At 43.7% G+C, this 23,037-nt stretch carries 17 protein-coding genes; 10 read left to right on the forward strand and 7 right to left on the reverse strand.

What is annotated here, in order from left to right:
- Positions 1-88 precede the first annotated feature (88 nt).
- Positions 89-2,287 (reverse strand): glutamine synthetase III family protein, encoded by a 2,199-nt coding sequence (locus BMW86_RS14800; protein WP_089782509.1) that lies wholly within the window; start codon positions 2,285-2,287, stop codon positions 89-91.
- A gap of 342 nt (positions 2,288-2,629) precedes the next feature.
- On the opposite strand from BMW86_RS14800, the gene purL reads away from it, so the two are divergent.
- Positions 2,630-4,885: a phosphoribosylformylglycinamidine synthase subunit PurL gene (purL, locus tag BMW86_RS14805; RefSeq protein ID WP_089782510.1), complete on the forward strand. Its 2,256-nt coding sequence runs from the start codon at positions 2,630-2,632 to the stop codon at positions 4,883-4,885.
- 665 nt (positions 4,886-5,550) lie between these two features.
- On the opposite strand, the gene BMW86_RS14810 is transcribed toward purL, so the two are convergent.
- The gene (locus tag BMW86_RS14810) at positions 5,551-6,792 is read right to left on the reverse strand and encodes an aminotransferase class I/II-fold pyridoxal phosphate-dependent enzyme (protein WP_089782511.1); all 1,242 of its coding nucleotides are present in this window, start codon (positions 6,790-6,792) and stop codon (positions 5,551-5,553) included.
- Between the two features lie 108 nt (positions 6,793-6,900).
- On the opposite strand from BMW86_RS14810, the gene pafA reads away from it, so the two are divergent.
- The 3 genes from pafA (at position 6,901) to BMW86_RS14825 (ending at position 10,118) form a co-directional block, all read left to right on the forward strand.
- Positions 6,901-8,559, forward strand: coding sequence for an alkaline phosphatase PafA (gene pafA, locus BMW86_RS14815; RefSeq protein WP_089782512.1), 1,659 nt, complete (start codon positions 6,901-6,903; stop codon positions 8,557-8,559).
- Between the two features lie 84 nt (positions 8,560-8,643).
- Positions 8,644-9,423, forward strand: a complete 780-nt coding sequence (locus BMW86_RS14820; RefSeq protein WP_089782513.1) for an enoyl-CoA hydratase/isomerase family protein — start codon at positions 8,644-8,646, stop codon at positions 9,421-9,423.
- A gap of 47 nt (positions 9,424-9,470) precedes the next feature.
- Positions 9,471-10,118: a hypothetical protein gene (locus BMW86_RS14825; RefSeq protein WP_143056571.1), complete on the forward strand. Its 648-nt coding sequence runs from the start codon at positions 9,471-9,473 to the stop codon at positions 10,116-10,118.
- A 69-nt stretch (positions 10,119-10,187) separates the two neighbouring features.
- On the opposite strand, the gene BMW86_RS14830 is transcribed toward BMW86_RS14825, so the two are convergent.
- Complete coding sequence (locus BMW86_RS14830) at positions 10,188-10,565, reverse strand: hypothetical protein (protein WP_089782515.1); 378 nt, start codon at positions 10,563-10,565, stop codon at positions 10,188-10,190.
- Between the two features lie 149 nt (positions 10,566-10,714).
- Here BMW86_RS14830 and BMW86_RS14835 point away from each other — a divergent pair, with 149 nt between their 5' ends.
- The 3 genes from BMW86_RS14835 (at position 10,715) to BMW86_RS14845 (ending at position 14,150) form a co-directional block, all read left to right on the forward strand.
- Positions 10,715-12,151, forward strand: coding sequence for a tetratricopeptide repeat protein (locus tag BMW86_RS14835; protein WP_089782516.1), 1,437 nt, complete (start codon positions 10,715-10,717; stop codon positions 12,149-12,151).
- 243 nt (positions 12,152-12,394) lie between these two features.
- Entirely contained in the window at positions 12,395-13,159 is a 765-nt protein-coding gene (locus BMW86_RS14840; protein ID WP_089782517.1) for a phosphosulfolactate synthase, read from the forward strand.
- Between the two features lie 256 nt (positions 13,160-13,415).
- Positions 13,416-14,150 carry a shikimate dehydrogenase family protein gene (locus tag BMW86_RS14845; RefSeq protein WP_089782518.1) on the forward strand — a complete coding sequence of 245 codons (735 nt, stop codon included), beginning with the start codon at positions 13,416-13,418 and terminating at the stop codon, positions 14,148-14,150.
- Between the two features lie 7 nt (positions 14,151-14,157).
- On the opposite strand, the gene BMW86_RS14850 is transcribed toward BMW86_RS14845, so the two are convergent.
- On the reverse strand, positions 14,158-14,949 hold the full coding sequence (locus BMW86_RS14850; protein WP_089782519.1) for a class I SAM-dependent methyltransferase: 792 nt from the start codon (positions 14,947-14,949) through the stop codon (positions 14,158-14,160).
- Positions 14,950-15,005: 56 nt separating this feature from the next.
- On the opposite strand from BMW86_RS14850, the gene truB reads away from it, so the two are divergent.
- Positions 15,006-15,695: a tRNA pseudouridine(55) synthase TruB gene (gene truB / locus BMW86_RS14855; RefSeq protein ID WP_089782520.1), complete on the forward strand. Its 690-nt coding sequence runs from the start codon at positions 15,006-15,008 to the stop codon at positions 15,693-15,695.
- Here truB and BMW86_RS14860 read toward each other — a convergent pair.
- On the reverse strand, positions 15,683-18,097 hold the full coding sequence (locus BMW86_RS14860; RefSeq protein ID WP_089782521.1) for a translocation and assembly module lipoprotein TamL: 2,415 nt from the start codon (positions 18,095-18,097) through the stop codon (positions 15,683-15,685). The genes truB and BMW86_RS14860 overlap by 13 nt on opposite strands.
- Positions 18,098-18,196: 99 nt before the next feature.
- Between BMW86_RS14860 and BMW86_RS14865 the strand changes: the two genes are divergently transcribed.
- On the forward strand, positions 18,197-18,919 hold the full coding sequence (locus BMW86_RS14865; protein WP_089782522.1) for a TrmH family RNA methyltransferase: 723 nt from the start codon (positions 18,197-18,199) through the stop codon (positions 18,917-18,919).
- Here the strand turns inward: BMW86_RS14865 and BMW86_RS14870 are convergent.
- Positions 18,912-20,144: an ABC transporter permease gene (locus BMW86_RS14870; protein ID WP_089782523.1), complete on the reverse strand. Its 1,233-nt coding sequence runs from the start codon at positions 20,142-20,144 to the stop codon at positions 18,912-18,914. The two genes, BMW86_RS14865 and BMW86_RS14870, sit on opposite strands and share 8 nt — an antisense overlap.
- Before the next feature lie 82 nt (positions 20,145-20,226).
- Between BMW86_RS14870 and BMW86_RS14875 the strand changes: the two genes are divergently transcribed.
- Positions 20,227-21,513, forward strand: coding sequence for a type IX secretion system plug protein (locus tag BMW86_RS14875; protein WP_089782524.1), 1,287 nt, complete (start codon positions 20,227-20,229; stop codon positions 21,511-21,513).
- 147 nt (positions 21,514-21,660) lie between these two features.
- Here the strand turns inward: BMW86_RS14875 and BMW86_RS14880 are convergent, their stop codons facing one another.
- A complete protein-coding gene (locus BMW86_RS14880) occupies positions 21,661-22,974 on the reverse strand; it encodes an NAD(P)/FAD-dependent oxidoreductase (RefSeq protein WP_089782525.1) in 1,314 nt (437 codons plus the stop codon).
- Between the last annotated feature and the right edge of the window lie 63 nt (positions 22,975-23,037).

Genomic DNA, 23,037 nt, shown 5'->3' on the forward strand with positions numbered 1-23,037 from the left:
CTCTGAAAAAGGATAGGGGCATTACTAAAAACACAAAGCCCCGGATGAAGATCCGGGGCTAATCATACACCAAAACAATCTTACGGTTTTATCGCAAGAAAAGCAGCTCTCTGTACTTGGGCAACGCCCACATTTTGTCATCCACAAGGAACTCCAGTTTATCGGAGTGGTATCGGATCACATCAAAGTACGGCTTAATTTTTTCACAGTAATCTATAGCTTTCTGACGGCTGTCGGTAACTTTGTTGGTTACTTTGCGCGCCTCGATCATAGCCTGTACGTTCTCACTGATGACATTTACATGTTCAGCAATTTTTTCAGCGATCTGTTTCTGCGCTTTAACTGCAGAATCTCCCAGACCTATTTCTTTCAGACCACGGATGTTGTCCACCAGTATGTTCATGTAAGAAATTGCTGAAGGCAGGATCGTGTTGGTAGCCAGGTCGCCGATTACGCGGGCTTCGATCTGCACTTTCTTCACATAATCCTCGAGCAGAATCTCATGACGTGCATGTAATTCTTTCTCGTTGTACACACCAACTTCTGAGAAAAGTTTTGCTGATTTTGCGGTAACGAATGCATCCAGTGCCTGAGGAGTAGTTTTTACATTAGGTAAACCTCTTCTTTCGGCTTCTTTTTCCCATTCTTCGCTGTATCCGTCGCCTTCAAATAAAACTTTTTCCGAATCTACAATATATTTCCGAAGAGTTTGCATAATAGCAATCTCTTTTTTCTCGCCTTTTTCGATCAGTGCATCTACCTCTACCTTGAAGTTAGTCAGGGTTTTAGCAACGATTGTATTCAGTACTGTCATCGCTGAAGCACAGTTAGCAGAGGAACCTACAGCACGGAATTCAAACTTGTTACCAGTGAAGGCAAAAGGTGAAGTACGGTTACGATCGGTGTTGTCCAGTAACAGTTCAGGAATATGACGGTGAAGGTCCAGTTTCAGGATAGCTTCGTCCTGCTCATCAAACTTGTTGTTTACGCGGGTCTTAACTTCCTGCAGTACATCGTACAGGTATTTACCGGAGAACACAGAGATGATAGCCGGAGGCGCTTCGTTAGCACCCAGACGGAAGTCATTGCTTGGTGAAGCAATAGAAGCTCTCATCAGGTCAGCGTAATCATGTACCGCTTTGATCGTGTTAACGAAGAAAGTCAGGAACATCAGGTTGGTCTTCGGTGTTTTACCGGGAGCCAGCAGGTTTACGCCAGTGTCGGTAGCCATGCTCCAGTTGTTGTGTTTACCGGAACCGTTGATACCTGCAAATGGTTTCTCATGCAGTAATACTCTCAGCTTATGACGTTTAGCTACTTTAGCCATTACGTCCATCAGCAGGGAGTTATGATCTACTGCAATGTTTACTTCTTCAAATATAGGAGCACACTCAAACTGAGAAGGTGCAACCTCGTTGTGACGGGTCCTTAAAGGAATACCCAGTTTGTAAGATTCTTCTTCGAAGTCGCGCATGAAAGCATATGCACGTTCAGGAATGGAACCAAAGTAATGATCTTCCAGCTGCTGGCCTTTTGAAGGAGCATGACCAACTACTGTACGGCCACACATTACCAGGTCAGGACGGGCGTTAGCCAGGGCTTCATCAACGATGAAGTATTCCTGTTCCCAACCTAATGTAGCAGTGATCTTGGTTACATTTTTATCGAAGTAGTTACATACGTCTACAGCAGCTTTATCCAGTGCAGAAAGAGCTTTCAGCAATGGAGCCTTGTAATCCAGTGATTCACCGGTGTAAGCAACAAATATAGTAGGAATGCAAAGTGTTTTGCCTGCACCCTGTTCCAGGATAAATGGAGGAGAGGATGGGTCCCATGCAGTGTAACCACGTGCTTCGAAAGTTGCACGTAAACCACCGTTAGGGAAGCTGGAAGCATCTGGTTCCTGCTGAACAAGAGCATCTCCGTCAAAAGTTTCCAGTGCAGAACCGTCACCTTTCAATGTGAAGAAGGAGTCATGTTTTTCAGCGGTAGTGCCGGTTAAAGGTTGAAACCAGTGTGTGTAGTGAGTCACACCTTTTTTCATTGCCCATTGTTTCATACCGGAAGCTATCTGCTCAGCCATTTTGCGCTCGATCTTGGTGCCGGCTTTAATTGAGTTGTTTAAGCTCTTGTAAGCTTCGTCACTCAGATTTTCGCGCATTGCTTTTCCTGTAAAAACATTAATACCGAAGACATCGGTAATCTTAGTACCGGTAGTTGGTTCGGGTTTGATTTTTAGATCAACGCCGGAGAGGTTTTCCAGCGCGGTGAAGCGTAACGATTGCATGCTGTAAATAATTTTACACAAAAGAACGCTCTTGTGCTTACATAAGCAAGAAATAAGTTGATTTTAACTAAAAAATTACATTTTTTGGTCAAAAAGGGTTAATTATTTAATTTTTAAATAAAAAAACAACAGCCATCTACAGGTAAACTAACACATTAAAAAAATAATAATCTGTATAAACTGCTAGTTTGGCGCAGTATTAGCTGCATTTCAGTCTGAAACCTGCAAAGTATTGTCTTTACTGCAAATAAACAGCCTCATGCCCAATATCCTTTGTCAATTGCAGGAAAAACTTGTAGTTTCGCATCTTCTTTTATCTATCGTACTCATACTTTTAGTTACATGCAAACTACCGTAGAAACTACAGATAAGTTTTCCCAAACTACTGTTGAAACTGCCGAACAGCTTGGTCTTACTGCTGACGAATTTGAACGTATTGTCAGCATATTAGGCCGCACTCCTAATTTTACCGAATTAAGTATGTACTCTGTAATGTGGAGTGAGCATTGCAGTTACAAGAATTCAATTGTATGGCTGAAATCCCTGCCCCGTGACGGTGAGCGTCTGCTTGTAAAAGCAGGGGAAGAGAATGCCGGCCTGGTAGATATTGGTGATGGTTACGCCTGCGTATTTAAAATAGAATCTCATAACCACCCTTCAGCAATTGAACCCTTCCAGGGCGCTGCTACAGGTGTGGGTGGTATCCACCGCGATATCTTTACTATGGGTGCCCGTCCTATCGCAGCTTTAAACTCCCTGCGCTTCGGTAATATCAACGATAAGAAAACACAGCACCTCTTAAAAGGTATTGTACATGGTATCGGCCATTATGGTAACTGCTTCGGTGTTCCTACCGTTGGTGGTGAAGCATATTTCGAAGACTGCTATGGTACCAATCCCCTGGTTAATGCCATGAGCGTAGGTATCGTGAAGGTTGGACAAACAGTTTCCGCTACTTCCTATGGTGCAGGTAACCCTGTATTTATAGTAGGTTCTGCTACCGGTAAAGATGGTATCGGCGGAGCTTCTTTCGCCAGTGCAAACATTACTGAAGACAGCGTGGAAGATCTGCCATCCGTGCAGGTAGGAGATCCTTTCCAGGAAAAGAAACTGCTGGAAGCCTGCCTGGAAATCATTCCTACAGGTGCTTTGGTGGGTATGCAGGATATGGGTGCCGCTGGTATCACCTGCTCTACCGCAGAGATGAGTGCAAAGGGAGAACATGGTATGATTATTCACCTGGATAAGGTCCCTACCCGCCAGGAGAATATGAAAGCATGGGAAATGCTGCTGAGCGAAAGCCAGGAAAGAATGCTGATCGTATTGCACAAAGGCCAGGAAGCTGAAGTGCTGAAGATATTTGAGAAATGGGACCTTCACTGCGTACAGATCGGTGAAGTAACAACTGATAAGAACCTGAAGTTCTATATGAATGGTCATCTGGAAGCAGATGTTCCTGCTGAAAGTATGGTTCTTGGTGGTGGTGCTCCTCAATATCACCGTGCTTATACAGAGCCTGCTTACTTTGAAAAGGTAAAAGCATTTGATATACAGAACATACAGGATACCCTGCATGCACGTTTTGCAGCTGAAAGGCTGGTGAAACTGCCTAACATTGCTTCCAAGCGCTGGATCTATACCCAGTACGACAGCATGGTAGGTACTGCTAATGCCAGCACCAATGCTCCAAGTGATGCAGCTATTGTGACCGTTAAGGGTACTAAGAAGACCCTGGCAGTAACAACCGACTGTAACAGCCGTTATGTATTTGCTGATCCTCACACTGGCGGACAGATAGCCGTTGCTGAAGCTGCCCGTAATATCGTATGCAGTGGTGGTGAGCCGGTTGCGATTACCAACTGCCTGAACTTTGGTAACCCTTACGACCCGGAAGTATACTACCAGTTCGTATATGCACTGAAGGGAATGGGTGAGGCCTGCCGTAAATTTAATACTCCCGTTACCGGTGGTAACGTGAGCTTCTATAATCAGTCTCCTGATGGTCCGGTGTATCCTACACCAACTATTGGTATGCTGGGTATCCTGGACAGTATCGAACAGCGTATCACTTTAAACTTCAAGCAAACCGGTCACCTGGTGTACCTGGTAGGCAGAAGCCGTAATGATATCAGTAGTTCTGAGTACCTGCACAAGCTGATCGGAATAGAGTACAGCCCTGCACCTCACTTCCACCTGGAAGAAGAACAGCAGCTGCAACAGGCTATTACGAAGCTGAACAAAGCAGGATTGTTACAGTCTGCCCATGACGTAAGTGAAGGCGGATTGTTCATTACTCTGCTGGAAAGTGCAATGGCTGGCGGACTTGGGTTCGATATCAATGCCAATAGTAATTTCCGTAAGGATGCTTACCTGTTTGGTGAAAGCCAGAGCCGTGTAGTTGTAACAATAAGACCAGAAGATAAAGACAAGTTTGAGTCGCTGTTACACAGCCTGGTAGATGCTACTGATTATTCTGTTCGTTTTGAGAAGATAGGTACCGTACACGGTGAGCAGGTGATAATTGATGGTGAGAGTTGGGGAACTGTTGCTGACTGGAAGAATAATTATGATACAGCGCTGGAATCACATTTAGTTTAAAACGTATCTATTAATTTATTAACAAGTGCAGTGTATATCCCACATGGGTGTTATACTGCACTTTTCCTTTTTTAACAGTATTTAACAATTGTACATCACACACTTATAAACTTTCTTATACCCGAAATGTAGTGTTGTCGCGTATTTTCTTTGTGTAATCCATTTATTGTATTACACTTTCGTTTTAACAACTCATTAACAAAATCCCATGTTCGTGTGAGCTTATATAGCAGTGGTTAACCTACTTTTGATAAAGAGAGAAGCAAATAAAAAAGGTCGAAATTTAAGTAGACCGAACAAAAATTACTATCCTATACCTAATGAAATAAAGAGAAGACTATCCTATACCTATTGACTACTATCCTATAAATTATCCCTGGAATCAAAAGGATTCCTTATTCTATGAAAACCATAGTTCTACCATGTCCTAATGAAAGCTAAGTGAATAACACCTAGTGAGAAAGAACGATTTGTTGTGAGGCCCCGGGATTTTCCCGGGGCTTCCTTATTTTCAAGGAAGCATGTAATCTATTTCAATAATCAAGCCAACTCATCCCTGCATAACCATTCTGGTTAAAACAATCTCAGACTTCAATAATATTCTATCAGAATAAAAAAGCCCTGTATCACCTTCCGGCAATACAGGGCTCTTATCAGCAATATTATTACACCATAGGTATCTCAGCCACTTTGTATTCTTTTTTATCCAATTTGGCTTTGGTTTGGGTGAATGCTTCAAGGGTAAGTTCTATATCCTCATCGCCATGAGCAGCGGTAGGAATAAGACGGTAAATGATCTGTCCTTTAGGTATAACAGGATATACAACGATAGAACAGAAGATATTGTAGTTCTCACGGAGGTCCAGACACATAGCAGTTGCTTCCGGAATATCGCCCTGCAGATAGATAGGCGTAACAGGAGAGTTAGTGCTGCCAATGTTAAAGCCACGATCGCGAAGACCCTGTTGCAGCTTGTTAACGTTCGACCACAGTTTAGCTTTCAATTCCGGATGTTTGCGCATCAGTTCCACACGCTTTAAGTGACCAATCACTATAGGCAAAGGAATAGATTTGGCAAAGATCTGGGAGCGTGAATTATAACGCAGGTAGTTGATGATCGCTTTATCACCGCTGATGAAAGCGCCGATAGAAGCTCCGGATTTTGCGAAAGTATTGAACAGCAGGTCAATTTTGTCCTGACAGCCCTGTTCTTCCCCTGTACCGGCACCGGTTTTACCCATCGTACCAAATCCATGCGCATCATCTACTAAGAAACGGAATTCGTATTTGTCTTTCAGAGCAGCAATTTCCTTCAGTTTACCCTGGTCGCCGGCCATACCGAACACACCTTCAGTAATTACAAGGATACCACCACCATTAGTTTTAGACAGTTCTTCTGCACGTTTCAGTTGTTTCTCCAGGTCGTCCATGTCGTTGTGTTTGAACACATAACGGTGACCCTGGTGAAGACGTAATCCGTCTATGATACTGGCGTGGCACTCTGCGTCGTATACGATCACGTCCCTGCGGTTGCAGATAGCATCGATAGAACTCATAATACCCTGATAACCATAGTTGAGCAGGGTAGTGTCTTCCTTGCCCATGTAGTCGGATAATTCTTTTTCCAGCTTCTCATGGTAGTTAGTGTTACCACTCATCATACGGGCTCCCATTGGAGAGGCAAGTCCATAATCTGCTGCTGCTTTGGCATCCGTAGCACGCACCTCAGGATGGTTAGCCAGGCCAAGGTAGTTGTTCAGGCTCCAAACGATCTTTTCATTGCCCCGGAAGTTCATGCGGGGACCAATTTCACCTTCCAGCTTAGGAAAAGCGAAATAACCATGGGCTCTATTTGAGTGTTCGCCGATCGGGCCCATGTGTTTAAGCAGTTTCTCGAATATATCCATATGTTAAGTAATGATTAATAATGTTTGAATCAATCGGACACAAAGGTATTAAAATATTAGTTTTTGTAAACTTGCTTTACTTTTATAAAAGTGAACAATTTCTTAAATATGAACTGGAAATTTCTTTCGGGAATCTGCGTGGCAACATTATTATATACCTCACAGAACGGAATCGCACAAAAAGCAACCTCTCCCAAACCTGTTACCATTATTACACAAAGCAAAGTAAAAAATGTAGATCGTCCCAAACTGGTGGTCGGCATAGTGGTGGATCAAATGCGATGGGACTACCTTTACCGTTATTCAGACCGTTATACTGATGGTGGCTTCAAACGGTTACTGAAGGATGGGTTCTCCTGCGAAAATACATTAATTAATTATACTCCTACCATTACAGCCTGCGGACATACCTGTATATATACCGGTTCTGTTCCCGCTGTTCACGGAATTATCGGCAACAGCTGGTATAGCCGGGAGCTGGGAAGAGACCTCTACTGTGCAGAAGATACAACCGTAACTACCGTGGGCAGCACTTCCGCTGCCGGAAAAATGAGTCCCCGCAATATGCTGGTGACCACCATCGGCGATGAACTGCGCCTCTCTAACAATTTTCAGAGTAAGGTGATCGGTGTGGCGATTAAAGACAGGGGTTCCATTTTACCTGCCGGACATACCGCTACCGCTGCTTACTGGTTTGATGCCAGTACCGGCAACTGGATCAGCAGCACCTACTATATGAAAGAGCTGCCATCCTGGGCAAAGGACTATAACAACGAAAAATGGCCTGCCCGTTACCTGAGCCAGCCATGGACCACCTTATATCCCATAGAATCATATAAACTGAGTACAGACGATAATAAACCTTACGAAGGCAACTTCAAAGGAACAACTGCTCCTGTATTCCCACACGCTAATCCACCAATAGCGTCTACTCCTTTCGGAAATACCATGACCCTGGAATTTGCCAAAAAAGCAGTAGAAGCTTACCAGTTAGGTAAAGGAGCTGTGACAGATATGCTGGCTATCAGCCTTTCGTCAACAGATTATGTAGGTCATCAGTTTGGGCCTAATTCGATCGAAATAGAGGATGTTTACCTGCGCCTTGACAAAGACCTGGATGCCTTCTTTAAGTACCTGGATGCGACCGTAGGGAAAGGACAATACACCTTTTTCATTACCGCAGATCATGGCGTAGCACATGTACCTGGTTTTATGGAAGAAAACAAGCTTCCTGGTAAGGCTTACAATGATCCAAAATTAATCGCTAACCTCAACCAACTGGTAAAAGACCGTTTTGGTATAGAAAAAACCATCATTGCAGCAGATAATTTCCAGTTAAGCCTGGATCATGATGCGATTGCTAAAAGTGGTAAAAATGAGAAAGAGGTCAGAGACCTGATCATCGCTAACCTGCTGAAACAACCGGCCATCTCCAATGCTTTCTCATTAACAGAACTGAATACCACTACACTGGCAGAACCGCTGCGTACCATGATCACCAACGGATTCAATGTTAAACGCAGTGGCGATATCCAGTATGTATTACTGCCTGGTTATATTGAAGGCGGTGCAACAGGTACCACACATGGTGTATGGAATCCTTATGATGCGCATATTCCGCTGGTATGGATGGGATGGGGTATTCATCCCGGCCATAGTAACCGCACCATTGGTATGACGGATATCACGCCTACCCTGGCTGCTTTGCTGCATATTCAGATGCCTAGTGGTTGTGTGGGTAAAGTGATAGAAGAGATTACCCAATAAGCCCGGTTGACAATTTCAGATTGCAGAATTTCGCAGGTTCTTGCTATATTCATTCTGCAATCTGAAATTGCCAATACGAAATAAATGACTTTTGAACATATCCTATATAATGTCACAGCGCGTGTAGCAACTATCACCTTGCACCGCCCGGAAAAGCGTAATGCGCTTAACGGTGCTATGGTAGCAGAGCTACAGACCGCCTTTAGCATAGCAGAAAAAGATGTAAACGTAAAAGTAATTATACTGAAAGGCTCCGGTGAAGCATTTTGCGCCGGTGCAGACCTTGAATATCTACAGCAGCTACAGAAAAATACAAGAGAAGAAAACCTCACTGATTCCCGCTCTCTGATGCAACTGATGCAGCAGATCTATTATCATGATAAAGTTATTATTGCCCAGGTAGAAGGACATGCCATTGCCGGAGGATGCGGACTGATAACTCTCTGCGACCTGAGTTATGCCGTACCGGATGCATTGCTGGGGTATACAGAAGTGAAGATCGGCTTTATCCCTGCACTGGTATCCGTATTCCTGGTAAGGAAAATAGGGGAAGGGCGTGCCCGCGACCTCTTACTGACTGGCAGACTGATATCTGCCCAGAAAGCGGAATACTATGGTCTTGTGAATCAGGTAGTTCCGGCTACAGAGATAGCGGAATATGTAGCGAAAATTGCAGAAGACCTGTGCAGCGGTGCTTCTGCCAATTCACTGAAAGTGACTAAAAAACTGATTGCCGGCGTACTGGATTTACCCCTCGAAGAAGCTTTGGAAGGAGCCGCACAAAGAAACGCTGAAACCCGTGAACATACTGACTGTCAACGTGGTATCCAGGCATTTCTCACCAAGGAAAAAATGAAATGGTAAACCGGTATGATTTTTTCAATATACCTATGAATCACACAACACTTGTTATGCAGAAGTATCTATTAACGTTTTTGTTATTCAGCCTGATCACCGGCCAGTTAACTGCACAACGCCTGGTTTCAGATGCGAAAATTGTTTACAAAATGGAGACCGCCGGGCAACCTGCTGATCCAACTTTTGAAGGAGGTACCCTCACACAATACGTAAAGGGCCTTCAAAGCCGTGTTGACATCGATTTTAAAGCCCTTCATTATAGTTATCTGATAGACAGCCGGAATCAGACAGTAGTAACACTGATTGATAATCATGGTGATAAATACCTGATCCGCGCAGGAAAAGAGGATTATGAAAAGGAGCTGAAACAATATGCCAGCGTGCAGTTCACAGATGCAAAGGAAACCAAGGAGATAGCAGGATACACCTGTAAACGCTCTGTTGGGAAAATGTCTGATGGCCAGACCTTTGACGTGTATTATTCAACAGACCTGATTCCTGAGAACAAACAGTTCAACCGCCGTTTCGTAAACCTGAAGGGGATTCCTTTACAGTTTGAGATCCTTAATAAAAACGGGACCAAGACAACGATGATTGCGACGAAAGTAGATCTGTTTGCGGTGCCGGCGTCTTATTTCGATACGCCTAAATCAGGTTATAAAGAGATTAGCAGGGAAGAGATGTCGAAGATTGGGAACTAACTATAAAAACGAAAGGCTTCGGGATTACCGAAGCCTTTCTTATATGCAGGAATGCAATATCAGTTGTAATTAGTTCCTTTTCAAAGGCAGAATGATCTGCAGATGATGGAAATTCATGTTGGAAGGTGGTTGTATCTTCGTCGCATAAGGCAACACGTACGTCACATTTCCTTTCTTAAAAGTCATTACTGACTTGATGCTCAAGGCACTGTTATCAGACAATCGGAATGCTGAAGTCATAGAACCACTGTAACGAAAGCCTGCATCCAGGCTTAAGTTAGCTTTAGGCATCAGCGATAATCCGCTTTCTGTTTTCTTTATCTTGTCTTTATTCTTGTCGGTTAATATGTTGTCACTGGCTTGTGCGCTGATAGCAACTATTGCCAGGGCGCCCGCCAAAAAGAAAGACAATGAAAAGGCCTGAAATATGTTAGTTATCTGTTTCATTGTATCACAAATGTACAAACTTTTCAATATATTTTATAACAAATCCTTAACTAAGTTACGATAAATTCTTAAATAAATGTTAAATTTTTCATAAAGCTTGCTACTTTGGGCCATAGTGCCCGATTCAAAAATTTCTTATATTTACATTAATGAATCAAGACTTTCCATTTTTAAACGAAGATTTTGAGGAGCTGAGAGACTTGTTGCAGCAGTTTGAAAACCTGAAATCTGGCCAGTCTCATTCCTTTCTAGATGAGGATTCTTTCGAACTGATCATAGACTATTATGATGAGCATGATGAACTCCCCAATGCGATGCACGCTGCTGAAATAGCAATCGAGCAGTTCCCTTATTCTTCCTCCCTCTTACTAAAAAAAGCCAATCTGCTCATAGAAGCAAAAAAATACCAGGATGCCATGGAGCTGCTGGAAAAAGCAGCCATCCTTGACAGTACAGATATTAACCTGTACATCTTACAAACAGACGTATTCCTGGCTATGAACCAGCATGCGAAAGCCGCAGCCTTGCTGGAAGAACAGATTGCAATATTCGACGGAGAAGATAAGACGGAACTGTTACTGGAACTGGCCGATGTGTACGACGACTGCGAAGAATTTGACAAAGTATTCGACTGCCTCAAACTTACCCTGGAGCATGCTCCCAATAATGAAGAAGCCCTGCATAAGATCTGTTTCTGGACGGAATTCACCGGAAGAAACGAAGAAAGCATACGCCTTCATACCAATATCATCAACGAACACCCTTATAATCAGCTTGCCTGGTTTAATCTCGCTACCGCCTTTCAGGGGCTGAAACTCTATGAGAAAGCAATAGATGCTTACCAGTACGCTATTGTAATCGATGAGAAGTTTGATTATGCCTATCGCAACATGGGGGATGCCTACATCCGCTTACGTAAGTACGCAGAAGCTATTGAAGTGCTGAAAAAACACCTGGAAATAGCCAAACCGGAAGACGTTATCTATGAGGCTATCGGCCACTGTTACGAGAGACAGCGCAAATACACGCAGGCAAGGTATTATTACCGCAAGGCTTCTCACTTAAGCCCCAGCGATGATAAACTGTATTATAAGATAGGGGTGGCCTATATGACAGAATCCAACTGGGAGAATGCCATAAAATCCATCAACAGCGCTATTAAAATCAATAAAAACAGCGCTGAATACCTGATAGCACTGGGTCAGTGTTACCTGGAATTAGAGCGTAATAAGGAAGGGCTTATTCACCTGCTGGCGGCTGTTCGCTTACGTCCTTCCAGTATCACCACCTGGCAGGAATTTATCCGCGGTCTTTACATTTCAGGCTTCTTCCAGGAAGCATTGACACAGCTGGATGCTGCAGATAACAAACTGGGTTACAAGCCGGTATTGTTATATTACCGTGCAGCCGTGCAGTTTGCCCTGGGGAAATCCAAAGAAGGCTTGATATTGCTGGAAAATGCCCTGCAACGCTCTGCCAAACATGTGAAAAAGCTCATAGAATTAGATCCTTCATTGTTGCAGCACAGCTCAATTGTAGAGATTATATCACGCTATAAAAAGACCAAACGCAGTAAAAATCAATAAGATAGCGTAACGCTTATATCAAATGCGAAACGCTGAACGTTCAATGCAAGCGTTCGGTGTTTCGCATTTTACATTTCCTAAAATTCTTATTTGAGACACTTTAATTGGAATGTAGTAATTTTGCGCCCAGTTTTATATACATATAATTTACTATTCCATACCATTACATTTATGAAGGCCCGTCCTCAGTGCCTTTATATTTAGATGATAGGGTTACTGACCAGGACGATAAAAATGTTTTAAATGAATTTTAATCTGACACAAATTCCCGATCGGACAAAGAAGCCTCGCAACCATGGACTTACAATGGTCATGGACAAAGGATTAAGTTTGGAAGAAGCTAAGAATTTTTTATCGGTCGCGGCGCCACACGTAGATATTTTAAAACTGGGTTTTGGCACCTCTTTCGTTACGCCTAATCTGCGTCAAAAGATTGAATTATACCAGGCTGCTAACATCCCGGTATATTTCGGTGGAACTTTATTTGAAGCTTTCCTCATCAGGAATCAGTTTCAGGGGTATGTAGATATCATCAAAGACTACGGCATCACAATGATGGAAGTATCCGATGGTTCTATCACTATTCCTCATGCTGAGAAATGCGGTTATATTGAGAAACTGGCTAAAATCGGAATAGTACTGAGTGAAGTGGGTTCTAAAGATGCGGAACACATTATCCCTCCTTACAAGTGGATTGAGCTGATGAGTGCTGAACTGGGCGCTGGTGCTACCTATGTGATTGCAGAAGCCCGTGAAAGTGGTAACGTAGGTATTTACCGTGGTACTGGTGAAGTACGTGAAGGTCTGGTACAGGAAATCCTGACACAGATCCCTGCTGAAAAGATCATCTGGGAAGCTCCTCAGAAAGCACAGCAGTTGTATTTCCTGGAGCTGATTGGCTGTAATGCTAACCTGGGCAACCTGGCCCCTCATGAAGTAATTTCCCTGGAAGCTATGCGTGTTGGCCTCAGAGGCGACACATTCCATCTCTTCCTGGATAAAGAATAATGCAAAACATAATAGGCTCCGTTAGGAGCCACGTGTTTGTAGAAATATATTAAACAACAAAACACCGACTCCGTAGGAGTCTCCTAATATTCACAACTTAGGGGACTCCTACGGAGTCAATCAAAGAGGATATAAACATTTGCTACAAACACGTAGCTCCTAACGGAGCTAAATTGTAGGTAAAACGGAGTTCCTAACGTAGCTAAATCGGAGCTAAACACATAGCTTCTAATATCAGCGCTAAATTTCTACAGTTATGAAAGTATACGGTCTCATTGGCTATCCTCTCAGCCATTCGTTTTCTAAGGGTTTCTTTGCTGAGAAATTTACTAAAGAGAATATTAAAGATTGTATCTACGACAATTTTCCGCTGCCTGCCATAAAGGAGCTTAGCTCTCTGATAAAAAATCAGTCGGACTTATGCGGATTAAACGTCACCATCCCCTACAAACAGGCGGTAATCCCTTATTTAGATGAACTAAGCCCTGCTGCTGCGCAGATCAAAGCTGTGAACTGTATCCGTTTTATCGACGGTGTAAAGACCGGCTTTAATACAGATGCCATAGGTTTCAAGAGATCTCTGGAGCCATTACTGAAATCACATCATACTAATGCATTGATATTAGGTACCGGTGGTGCCGCCAAGGCTGTACAGTACGTGCTGGAAGCACTGAATATCCCTTATAAGCTGGTAAGCCGGAAGGCTTCTCCGGGTGCTGTGACCTATGATCAGTTAGATGCTGATGTGATGGAAGAAAATACCATTATTATCAATACTACCCCTCTCGGAATGTATCCTAATGAAGATGCTGCTCCGGAAATACCTTACCAGTTCCTCTCTTCCAAACATCTGTTATATGATCTGATCTATAACCCGGCTACTACTTCTTTCCTGCAACAGGGGAAGGATAAAGGAGCAACTGTCAAGAACGGGCATGAAATGCTCATCCTGCAGGCAGAAGCCAGCTGGGAAATATGGAACGAGCTGTAACAACCGGCTAGTGTATCATATAATACACGCAAGTAGTAACAAAATTCCTTAAGAAGGGTAATTTCGCTACCGGTCCCCACTGTAACCTTGGTTTCAGTCCGAATTTATACTTGTAGATAGGATTAATGAGATAAAACTGCTTCTTAGTAATACCATACCCCTGTTCCTTCACGATCTTCTCAAACCGTTCAATAGAAATCCCTGTATCCTTGATCTCCATTAATTCGGTGATCACGGATTCATCTTCTTTAAAAGCACGTAACAGTCCTTTGTAAAGCGGGTTAGGGAGTAAATGTATATAAGGCATCATATTCAGCACCTTGCTACGGCAGGTCTGCTGATGGCCGCCATGTGGCATATACCAGGGAGGAAAACCAAAATACACCTGACCTCTCGGCGTCAGCAGGTTTTTGAGATAACCGATAATTTTCGCCTGATCAGGAATATGTTCGATGGCATCTTTCAGGATAATAAGGTCAAAAGAATTTTTGAACTCTCCTAAAAAATCAACATCATAAATATTTTTGTTGATGAGCTGCATGATACCTGCATCTACATACTGCTTCAGGAACTCATACCCCAGTGCGATCTTATCATCGGATAGATCCACACCTACACAATGACATCCTTTTTCCAGGAAGGGGATTAATACGCCGCCTTCTCCACAGCCAATCTCCATAATCCGGATATCCGGAGTAATAGGCATGGCCGCTTCAATGAATGGCATCACGTAGTTAATGGAATTGTCCACCTGTTGCTGGTATCTGACGTTTGCGTTGCTGTGTTGTACTAAGGACATAGTCTGAAAATTGCGTGAAAATAGTAAAAAATCCCTAACCCACTTATATTTGCGCCATGAATCAGACGGCAGACAAAAATATTTACGAAGAAGGACAGGTAGTGTTGATCAATAAACCATTGAAATGGACCTCCTTCGATGTAGTGCGTAAGATAAGGAATACTACCAGGGCGAAAACCGGTCATGCAGGTACCTTAGATCCGCTGGCTACCGGTTTGCTGATTTGCTGTACCGGTAAAATGACCAAGAAGATCAACGAATACCAGGCAGCAGAAAAAGAATATACCGGTACGTTTACGTTGGGTTCTGTAACACCTACCTACGATTTGGAATCTGAACCTGTCGATTTTAAATCCCTGGACGGTATCACTGAACAGATGATCATAGATGCTACAAAGCAGTTCATGGGAGCACAGCAGCAATTACCGCCTATTCACTCCGCTATCAAACAAAACGGGAAACCTATTTATGAGCTGGCCCGTAAAGGAGTAGAAGTAAAGGTGGAACCAAGAAGCATTTTCATTGCTGAATTTGAGATCACTAAAATAGAATTGCCTGTAGTACACTTCAGAGTAGTATGCAGTACCGGCACTTATATCCGTTCACTGGCAAATGACTTTGGCGCTGCATTAGGTGTAGGGGGGTATATGAGTAGCCTGTGCAGAACAAGGATAGGCACCTTCAGATTAGAAGATGCAAAAGATATTCAGGTATTTATAGATGAATTTAAAGATCAGAAAGGATAACCGATCGCGATATTCCAGATAATATTATCTCTGCGCCATTGGCCATCACCCAGTTGCCATTGACTGAGATACCAGCCATTTTTATTACCGGTAAAGTAAGGTACTTTGATGGGAATGCCCCAATCCAGCCTTATCAGGAAGAAAGAGAAATCCAGTCTTAAACCCGCACCAGTACCAATGGCGAGGTCGTGATAAAAGCTGGACAACTGAAAGTTTGATCCCGGACGGTCCGCATCTTTCTTCAGCATCCATATGTTACCGGCATCCAGGAAAGTTGCTCCTTTCAGGTTGATGGTGCCGTTAAACAAACGAAGCAGGTCGAACCGGTACTCCACATTGCCTTCCAGTTTCATATCACCTGTCTGATCGGGGAAGCTGATCGCCGTTGCAGAAGTATCTTTATAGGTACCCGGACCTAAAGTTCGCAAACGCCATGCACGTATACTGTTAGGCCCTCCTGCGGTAAACTGCCGGATATAAGGCAGTACGCTTGAGTGGCCATAGGCGATACCTACACCGGCATAGGCGCGGGTGGCCAGGGTAGTGTGTGTGGTCAGGTTCCAGTAATGCCGGTAATCCAGTTCCAGCTTTACAAAGTTGGCGATGGAAGTATGTGTTAATGTATCCAGGTTCGTTTTGTAATTGGTAGCTGCACCCAACAGGCTGTTGATCCCATTCAGCCATGCGCCGGATTCCTCTATGTTCGCGCGGAAATAAGAGTTATGCAGTTTATGGTAGATATCGTTATTACTGAAGATATAGGTTACGTTCTCTCCTCCAATGAATGCCGGTTCAAAACTCCTTTGCAGGTAAGGGTTCTTTGCAACGGTAGAGTCGCGGAATAATTTATTGAGATTTACACCTACATAGTTCAGTGATATTGGCTTAACGATCCAGCGTTTGTTCTGGGACTCGTTCCATTCGTAACCGAAGGAGGCATTTACGTTGGAGATATAGAACTTATCAATACGTGTCAGGTAATCTACCCCGGTGGTTAACCTTGTTCTTCCTGTAGAACGGTTTGTCTGCGCTACTTTGAAAAAAGGAATGATGAAGCGGGGGAAGATCAGACTTACCTGTCCGCCAATCTCCTGCGATTGCAGCATCCAGGTATTTTCCTGGTTGCGGATCAGTTCTATACCACCGTTCAGCGTGATATTCAGCTGAGTGGCAGAACGGGCGATATTCAGGTGTTTGTAGTTCAGCGTGATACCACTACCCAGCAGGTAATCCGAGCTGGTACTTACCTCAAAGTTGGCCCCTATTTCCTGGCGGCGTTTCGGTGTCAGGAAAATATAAGCGTCCAGTCTGTGGGAAGTATCTTTCTTCTCCTTGTATTGCAGCGTTACAAACTGCCAGGCGCCTAAATCATACAGGCGGTTGATAGCGTCGTTTGTTTTTTGCTGTGAATAGAGATCTGTGCTGCGTAGCAAAACAGATCTGGATAATACAATTGGTTTTAATAAGTTCTGCCGGTAGCGGATGGTAAGGTCTTTCTGTTGCAGCTCTTTAAAGGTCGAATCAGCCGTATTCCCGTAGGCCGGATAATCCGGATAGGTGTATATGCTGTCTATATGATAAAGGTCGTAATGGGCAGCAGAATCATCCGGGTTACGGATTTTCACTGTGATATCCATCGTAGGACGGTCCAGTCCTTTCTTCTCATTGTACACGTTCACGATACCTTCGAATGGGTTCATCAGGTTACGGAACAGCATTTTATGCAGGGTATCTATCTCAAACTCTATCGCATCACGGTCAAATTTGTAATAACCGGCATTGCGCATAACACGCATAAGCCTTTCGCGTTCACTGCCCAGCAGCTCCTGTTTGTAGGCCATACCGGGTTTTATCAGCGACAATGATTCGTTTTTCTTTGTAAGGTTGAGCAGGGTGGTGTCTGGTATTTCGTAATCTATTTTATCGATGATGAAGTTCCGGCCGGTATTCACTTTGTATTTAACGCTTACCTTCTGCTTTTTAATTGTTTCATGATAATCCACGGTAGCATAGAAATAACCCTGGTTATTCATATAGCTGACCATACGTTTTACAGACTCCTTTGTTTTCAGGGAATCGTAGATCACGGGTTCATCGAGGTTGCGTTTGGAGAGCATCATGTTCCAGAACCAGTTGGACTTCTTCTCGTTGTATTTCTGGTTATACAGCCATACTTTGAAGCGGCTGCCAATAAAGGGTTTATTGGACTGCTGCATCATCAGCTGCTTGGATGTAAGGGAACTGCGAAGGTTTTGTTTATCTATGGAGGCGGCATCTCCCTTTACTTCTACGCTGCTGTTGATATACAGCAACTGGTTTTTTTGAAGGTATTTCGTATTGGAACAAGCTGACAGTGCCACGGAAGTGATCAGTATAAATAAATAATTCAGTGGCCGCTGCATCACAGTCAATACAATATTTATAGTTAGTAGCTTTGTTTCAATCAGTGCACATAGACCCCTTGCTTTGCCGATTAATAGAAATCATGTAGGTTTGGCCCTATGTTGTCAAAGGCGCAAATTAAGTATATTCAATCATTACAGCATAAAAAATACCGTCAAAAATCTGGCCAGTTCATTGCCGAAGGAGATAAGATCGTCCCTGAACTGCTGTCAGAAGGAGTACCAGTGCAGGAAGTATATGCCACTGCCTCCTGGATCAGTGCACATGAACAATTACTCAGTAATGTACGGGTCACTGCTGTAGATGAAGCTGTTTTAAAGCAGATTTCCGCTTTAACCACGCCCAACCAGGCCATGGCCCTGCTGAATATCCCTGAACCAACACCGGCTGTTTTAAAAGGAGTAGTCACTATTGCGCTGGAAACTATTCAGGACCCTGGTAACCTCGGGACTATTATTCGTATAGCCGACTGGTTCGGCATTAAACAGGTCATCTGTTCTCCGGATTGTGTGGATGCCTATAATCCTAAAACGATCCAGGCTACGATGGGTAGCATAGCCCGTGTACGGATAGTAGAAAGTGAGATCATCCCCTTATTACAGGAAGTACCTTCTTATGCCGCTACGCTGCATGGAACCAATATTGTTGAATTTAAGAAGATAGAAGAAGGGATTATTCTGATAGGAAATGAATCCCGCGGATTGAGCGACCAGGTCATTGCTGCCTGTACCCACCGGATTACCATCCCCCGGTTAGGTGGAGCCGAATCATTGAATGCAGGTATTGCAGCAGGTATTATCTGTGGGCGGCTGCTTATTTAAACTGTATCGCCTTCATCGGGGTAATCCTCCGTATAACCATAGACGGTATAATCAGTACCAGCAGGCAGATGATAAAAGTACCTGCATTAATCAGCAGTACTTCCCACCAGTGTAGTGATACAGCGGCTACAGACATATAATAACTTTCTTCAGATAATTTAAAGAAGCCGGTCTTTTGCTGCAAGGCCACGATGCCGATGCCCAGTATATCTCCCAGTATCAGTCCGGCCAGTACAATGTACCCGGCCTGGTAAATAAAGATCTTCTGAATATTCCAGTTACGCATCCCCAGCGCTTTGATAATACCGATCATATTGGTACGCTCCAGTATCAGGATCAATATAGCAGTGATCATGTTAATGATTGCTACTATGGTCATGATGATGAGGATGATGATTTCGTTCTGATTCTGTAATTGTAACCAGTCGAACACATTCGGGTATATCTCTTTAATGGTACGGATGAATAATTTATCAGGCATCACCGCATCTGCTTTGATACTGATCGCATTCATCTTTTTATAGTCATCCACAAACATTTCATATCCGCCTACATCTCCCGGTTGCCAGTTATTGAGTTTCCGCACAAGTTCCAGATCTCCTATGATATAGGTTTTATCATATTCTTCGATACTGGTTTTATAAATACCGCTGATAGTCAGTTTACGTGCCCGGGGAGCCTGTCCGTTCCCCTGAATAAAATATACAATAAGGGGATCATGGAGTTTTACCTGTAATTCTTTAGCCAGGCTTACGGAAATCACTATTTCAGGGGAATAACTGCTATCCTTGTAACGGATAGGGCCACCCTCTACAAAAAACTGCTGCAGGTGCTGCCAGTTATACTGACGGTCTACACCTTTGAAAATAACGCCTTCAATATCTTTTTCTGCTTTAATGATGGCAGATTTGGAGGCATAGGCATTCACGGTATTGATGCCTTCAATATTCTTCAGCCGGGCTACCATGGCGGGATCTCCCTGGAAAGGGATTTGTTCTGTCAGGGGGCCGGCATTGGGCTGGTACTGTGTGATGTGAATATGTCCCCAGAAGCTGAAGATCTTTTGCTGGATCGTCTGCTGAAAACCATTTACCAGCGCTATTGCCATGATCATCACCGCTACGCTGATGGCTGTAGCTAAAACAGCTATATTGATGATGAACCGGGAAAAAGAGGAAGACCTGTTAAAAGCGATCCTCCTGGCAACTAGAAATGATAGACGCATAGGACAAAAGTATCAAATTATACTTATCCGCTCAAAAGCACCGTTATTAGGTGACCGGAAATAATGTAACTTGAATATTATTATGAGGATACCACCTGTTTTCTGCCTGCTAGTACTATTAGCATATATCCTGCCCGTAGCAGCGCAGGATAACCCCATTGGCCCCGACCACGTGTACTATAACAACATCAAATCTGTTAAGTTCAACCAGGCTGGCGACCAGCTCACTTTACCCATGATTACACTGGGAGGTGGCGATAAACTGGACCTGAGCTTTGATGATCTTGATAATGATGTAAAAAACTACTACTACACCTTTGTGCTGTGTAATGCAGACTGGTCACAGGCTCAGATCAACCAACTGGAATACCTGCGCGGTTTCTCCGAAAACAGGATCCAGGATTCCCGTTTTTCCAGTATTGCTTTACAGAAGTATACCCATTACAGTGTGCAGCTGCCGAGTCAGAATGGCTATCCTATCAAATCAGGGAATTACCTCTTAAAGGTTTACCTGGATAGCGATACCACTCAGCTGGCATTTACCCGCCGTATGCTGGTAGTAGGGAATAAAGCAGGCGTAAGTGGTTTTATACAACAGCCGGTAACACCTAAAATATTCAGGACACATCAGAAAATTAATTTTTCAGTGGGTACAGGTGGATTGAACCTCGTGAACCCTTTTGACCAGCTGAAAGTGGTGATCCTGCAGAATTACCGTTGGGATAAGGCGATCAAATATCCCCGTCCGTTATTTATCAAAGGAAATACGATAGAATATAACTGGGAAGTAGATTGTGTGATGCCGGCAGGGAAGGAGTGGAGATGGATAGATCTCCGCAGTTTCCGTTTACAAACGGAAAGGGTGAAACATACGGATTACCGTAAAGATGGTACAGATGTATATGCCCAGCCGGATTTTGAAAGAGGCAGTAAATTGTATCAGTATATCAAGGATATCAACGGGTTATACTACCTGGCTACGCTGGATGATTATGACCCGTTCTTTGAGGGGGATTATGCCAATGTACATTTCAGTTTCCCTGTAAAAGAGCCGTATGCGGGTTATGATATGTATATAGTGGGGCAACTGACCGACTATGAGATCAATGATAATACAAAGCTCTCTTTTAACCCTGCTACAATGGCCTATGAGGGCGCTTTATTCCTGAAACAGGGATTTTATAATTACGAATATGCATTGGTAGATAAAACCGTAACTGGTAGTCAGCCATTTACAGAATATACAGAAGGTAACTGGTGGGAGACAGAGAATAATTATACCATCCTGGTATATTACCGGGCATTAGGGGGGAGATCAGATGAACTGGTGGCTACTGTTACATTGAACTCTATGTTAAGCAGAAAGTAATTAATACGTGAAAGAGGTTCTGAACGGCTTCAGAAGAACGATAAAAGAGCAATATCCTACGCTTATCCTTCGCTTTTTAGCGAAGGATAAGCGTAGGATATTGCTCTTTTGATGCTTAACAGTTGCTCTTCTGTTCCTCTGCGTAAATTAGAAGTTTACTGTCTGTCTTAGTTTCACAATATTTGCTGCACCCCGTTTAATAATAATACGGGTCCCTCTCTCAAAGGTAAAGTAGCGGTAGAACCAGTTGATAAACACTACCAGCCTGTTACGGAATCCCAGCAGGCTTAATAAGTGTACTGCCATCCATACCATCCAGGCAAAATATCCGTACAGTTTCATGCCGGCAAATTCTGCCACTGCCTTGTTACGGCCTATGGTAGCCATACTGCCGAGGTCTTTATATTTAAAAGGCACTAAGTTATGATCGTTTTTCAGGGTTTTCTTCAGGTTAGCGGCTACGTTGGCGCCTTGCTGAATAGCTACCTGTGCTACCATCGGATAGCCTTTGGGGTGAATCTCATCCGTCATCAGGGCGATATCGCCTATCGCATATACGTTGGTATGGCCCACTATCTGGTTAACTGCATTTACCTGCACACGTCCATTGGGCGCTATTATTTCTGAAGCAATACCATTTACCGGTACGCCTTTCACGCCGGCCGACCAGAACAACGACTGGCTGTCTATTTTTTCTCCTGTACTCAGTGTTAAGGTTTTACCATCATATTCTTTTACAACGGTTTTCACCATCACTTTCACGCCTAGTTCTGTAAGGGCTTCCAGTGCCTTTTCAGAAGAGTGTTCAGCCATTCCTGCCAGCAGGCGGGGACTGCTTTCTATGAGATATACGTTCATCAGGGAAACGGGTAGCTCGGGGTAGTCTTTAGGCATGATGTATTTACGGAGTTCCGCAAATGCGCCGGCCATTTCCACGCCGGTAGGGCCGCCGCCCACCATTACGAAGTTGAGTTTGGGTTTTATGGCTGCTTCATCTTTCAGCAGCAGACTTTCTTCGAATTGTTTGATCACATAGTTACGGATCTGTACGGCTTCTATCAGCGATTTCATACCGATAGCATGTTCTTCTATCAGTTTGTTGCCAAAGAAGTTGGTAGTGCTGCCGGTAGCAAATACGAGGTAGTCGTAGTGTAAGTCGCCAATACCGGTTTCGAGAATGTTTTCTGCTGCGCGGAGGCCGGTAACTTCGGCCATACGGAAGATGAAATTTTTCTGACTTTTAAAAATTGCGCGAAGGGGGAAAGCGATACTGTCTGCTTCCAGTCCGGCTGTAGATACCTGGTATAAGAGGGGCTGAAAGAGGTGATAGTTGTTCCTGTCTAACATTACAATCTGAACAGGTGCATTTTTGAGCTTTTTAGCCAGATTAATACCGCCAAAGCCGCCACCCACAATAACAACGCGTGGCACGCCGGCTTCCGGAACATTCGGTTGGATCATAAAACATCATTTATCAGTCAAAGAATAAACCTACTGTGCTGTTCCTAACGCTGGAGTTCATAA

The organism is Chitinophaga sp. YR573 (genome assembly GCF_900110995.1).
Lineage (GTDB): Bacteria > Bacteroidota > Bacteroidia > Chitinophagales > Chitinophagaceae > Chitinophaga.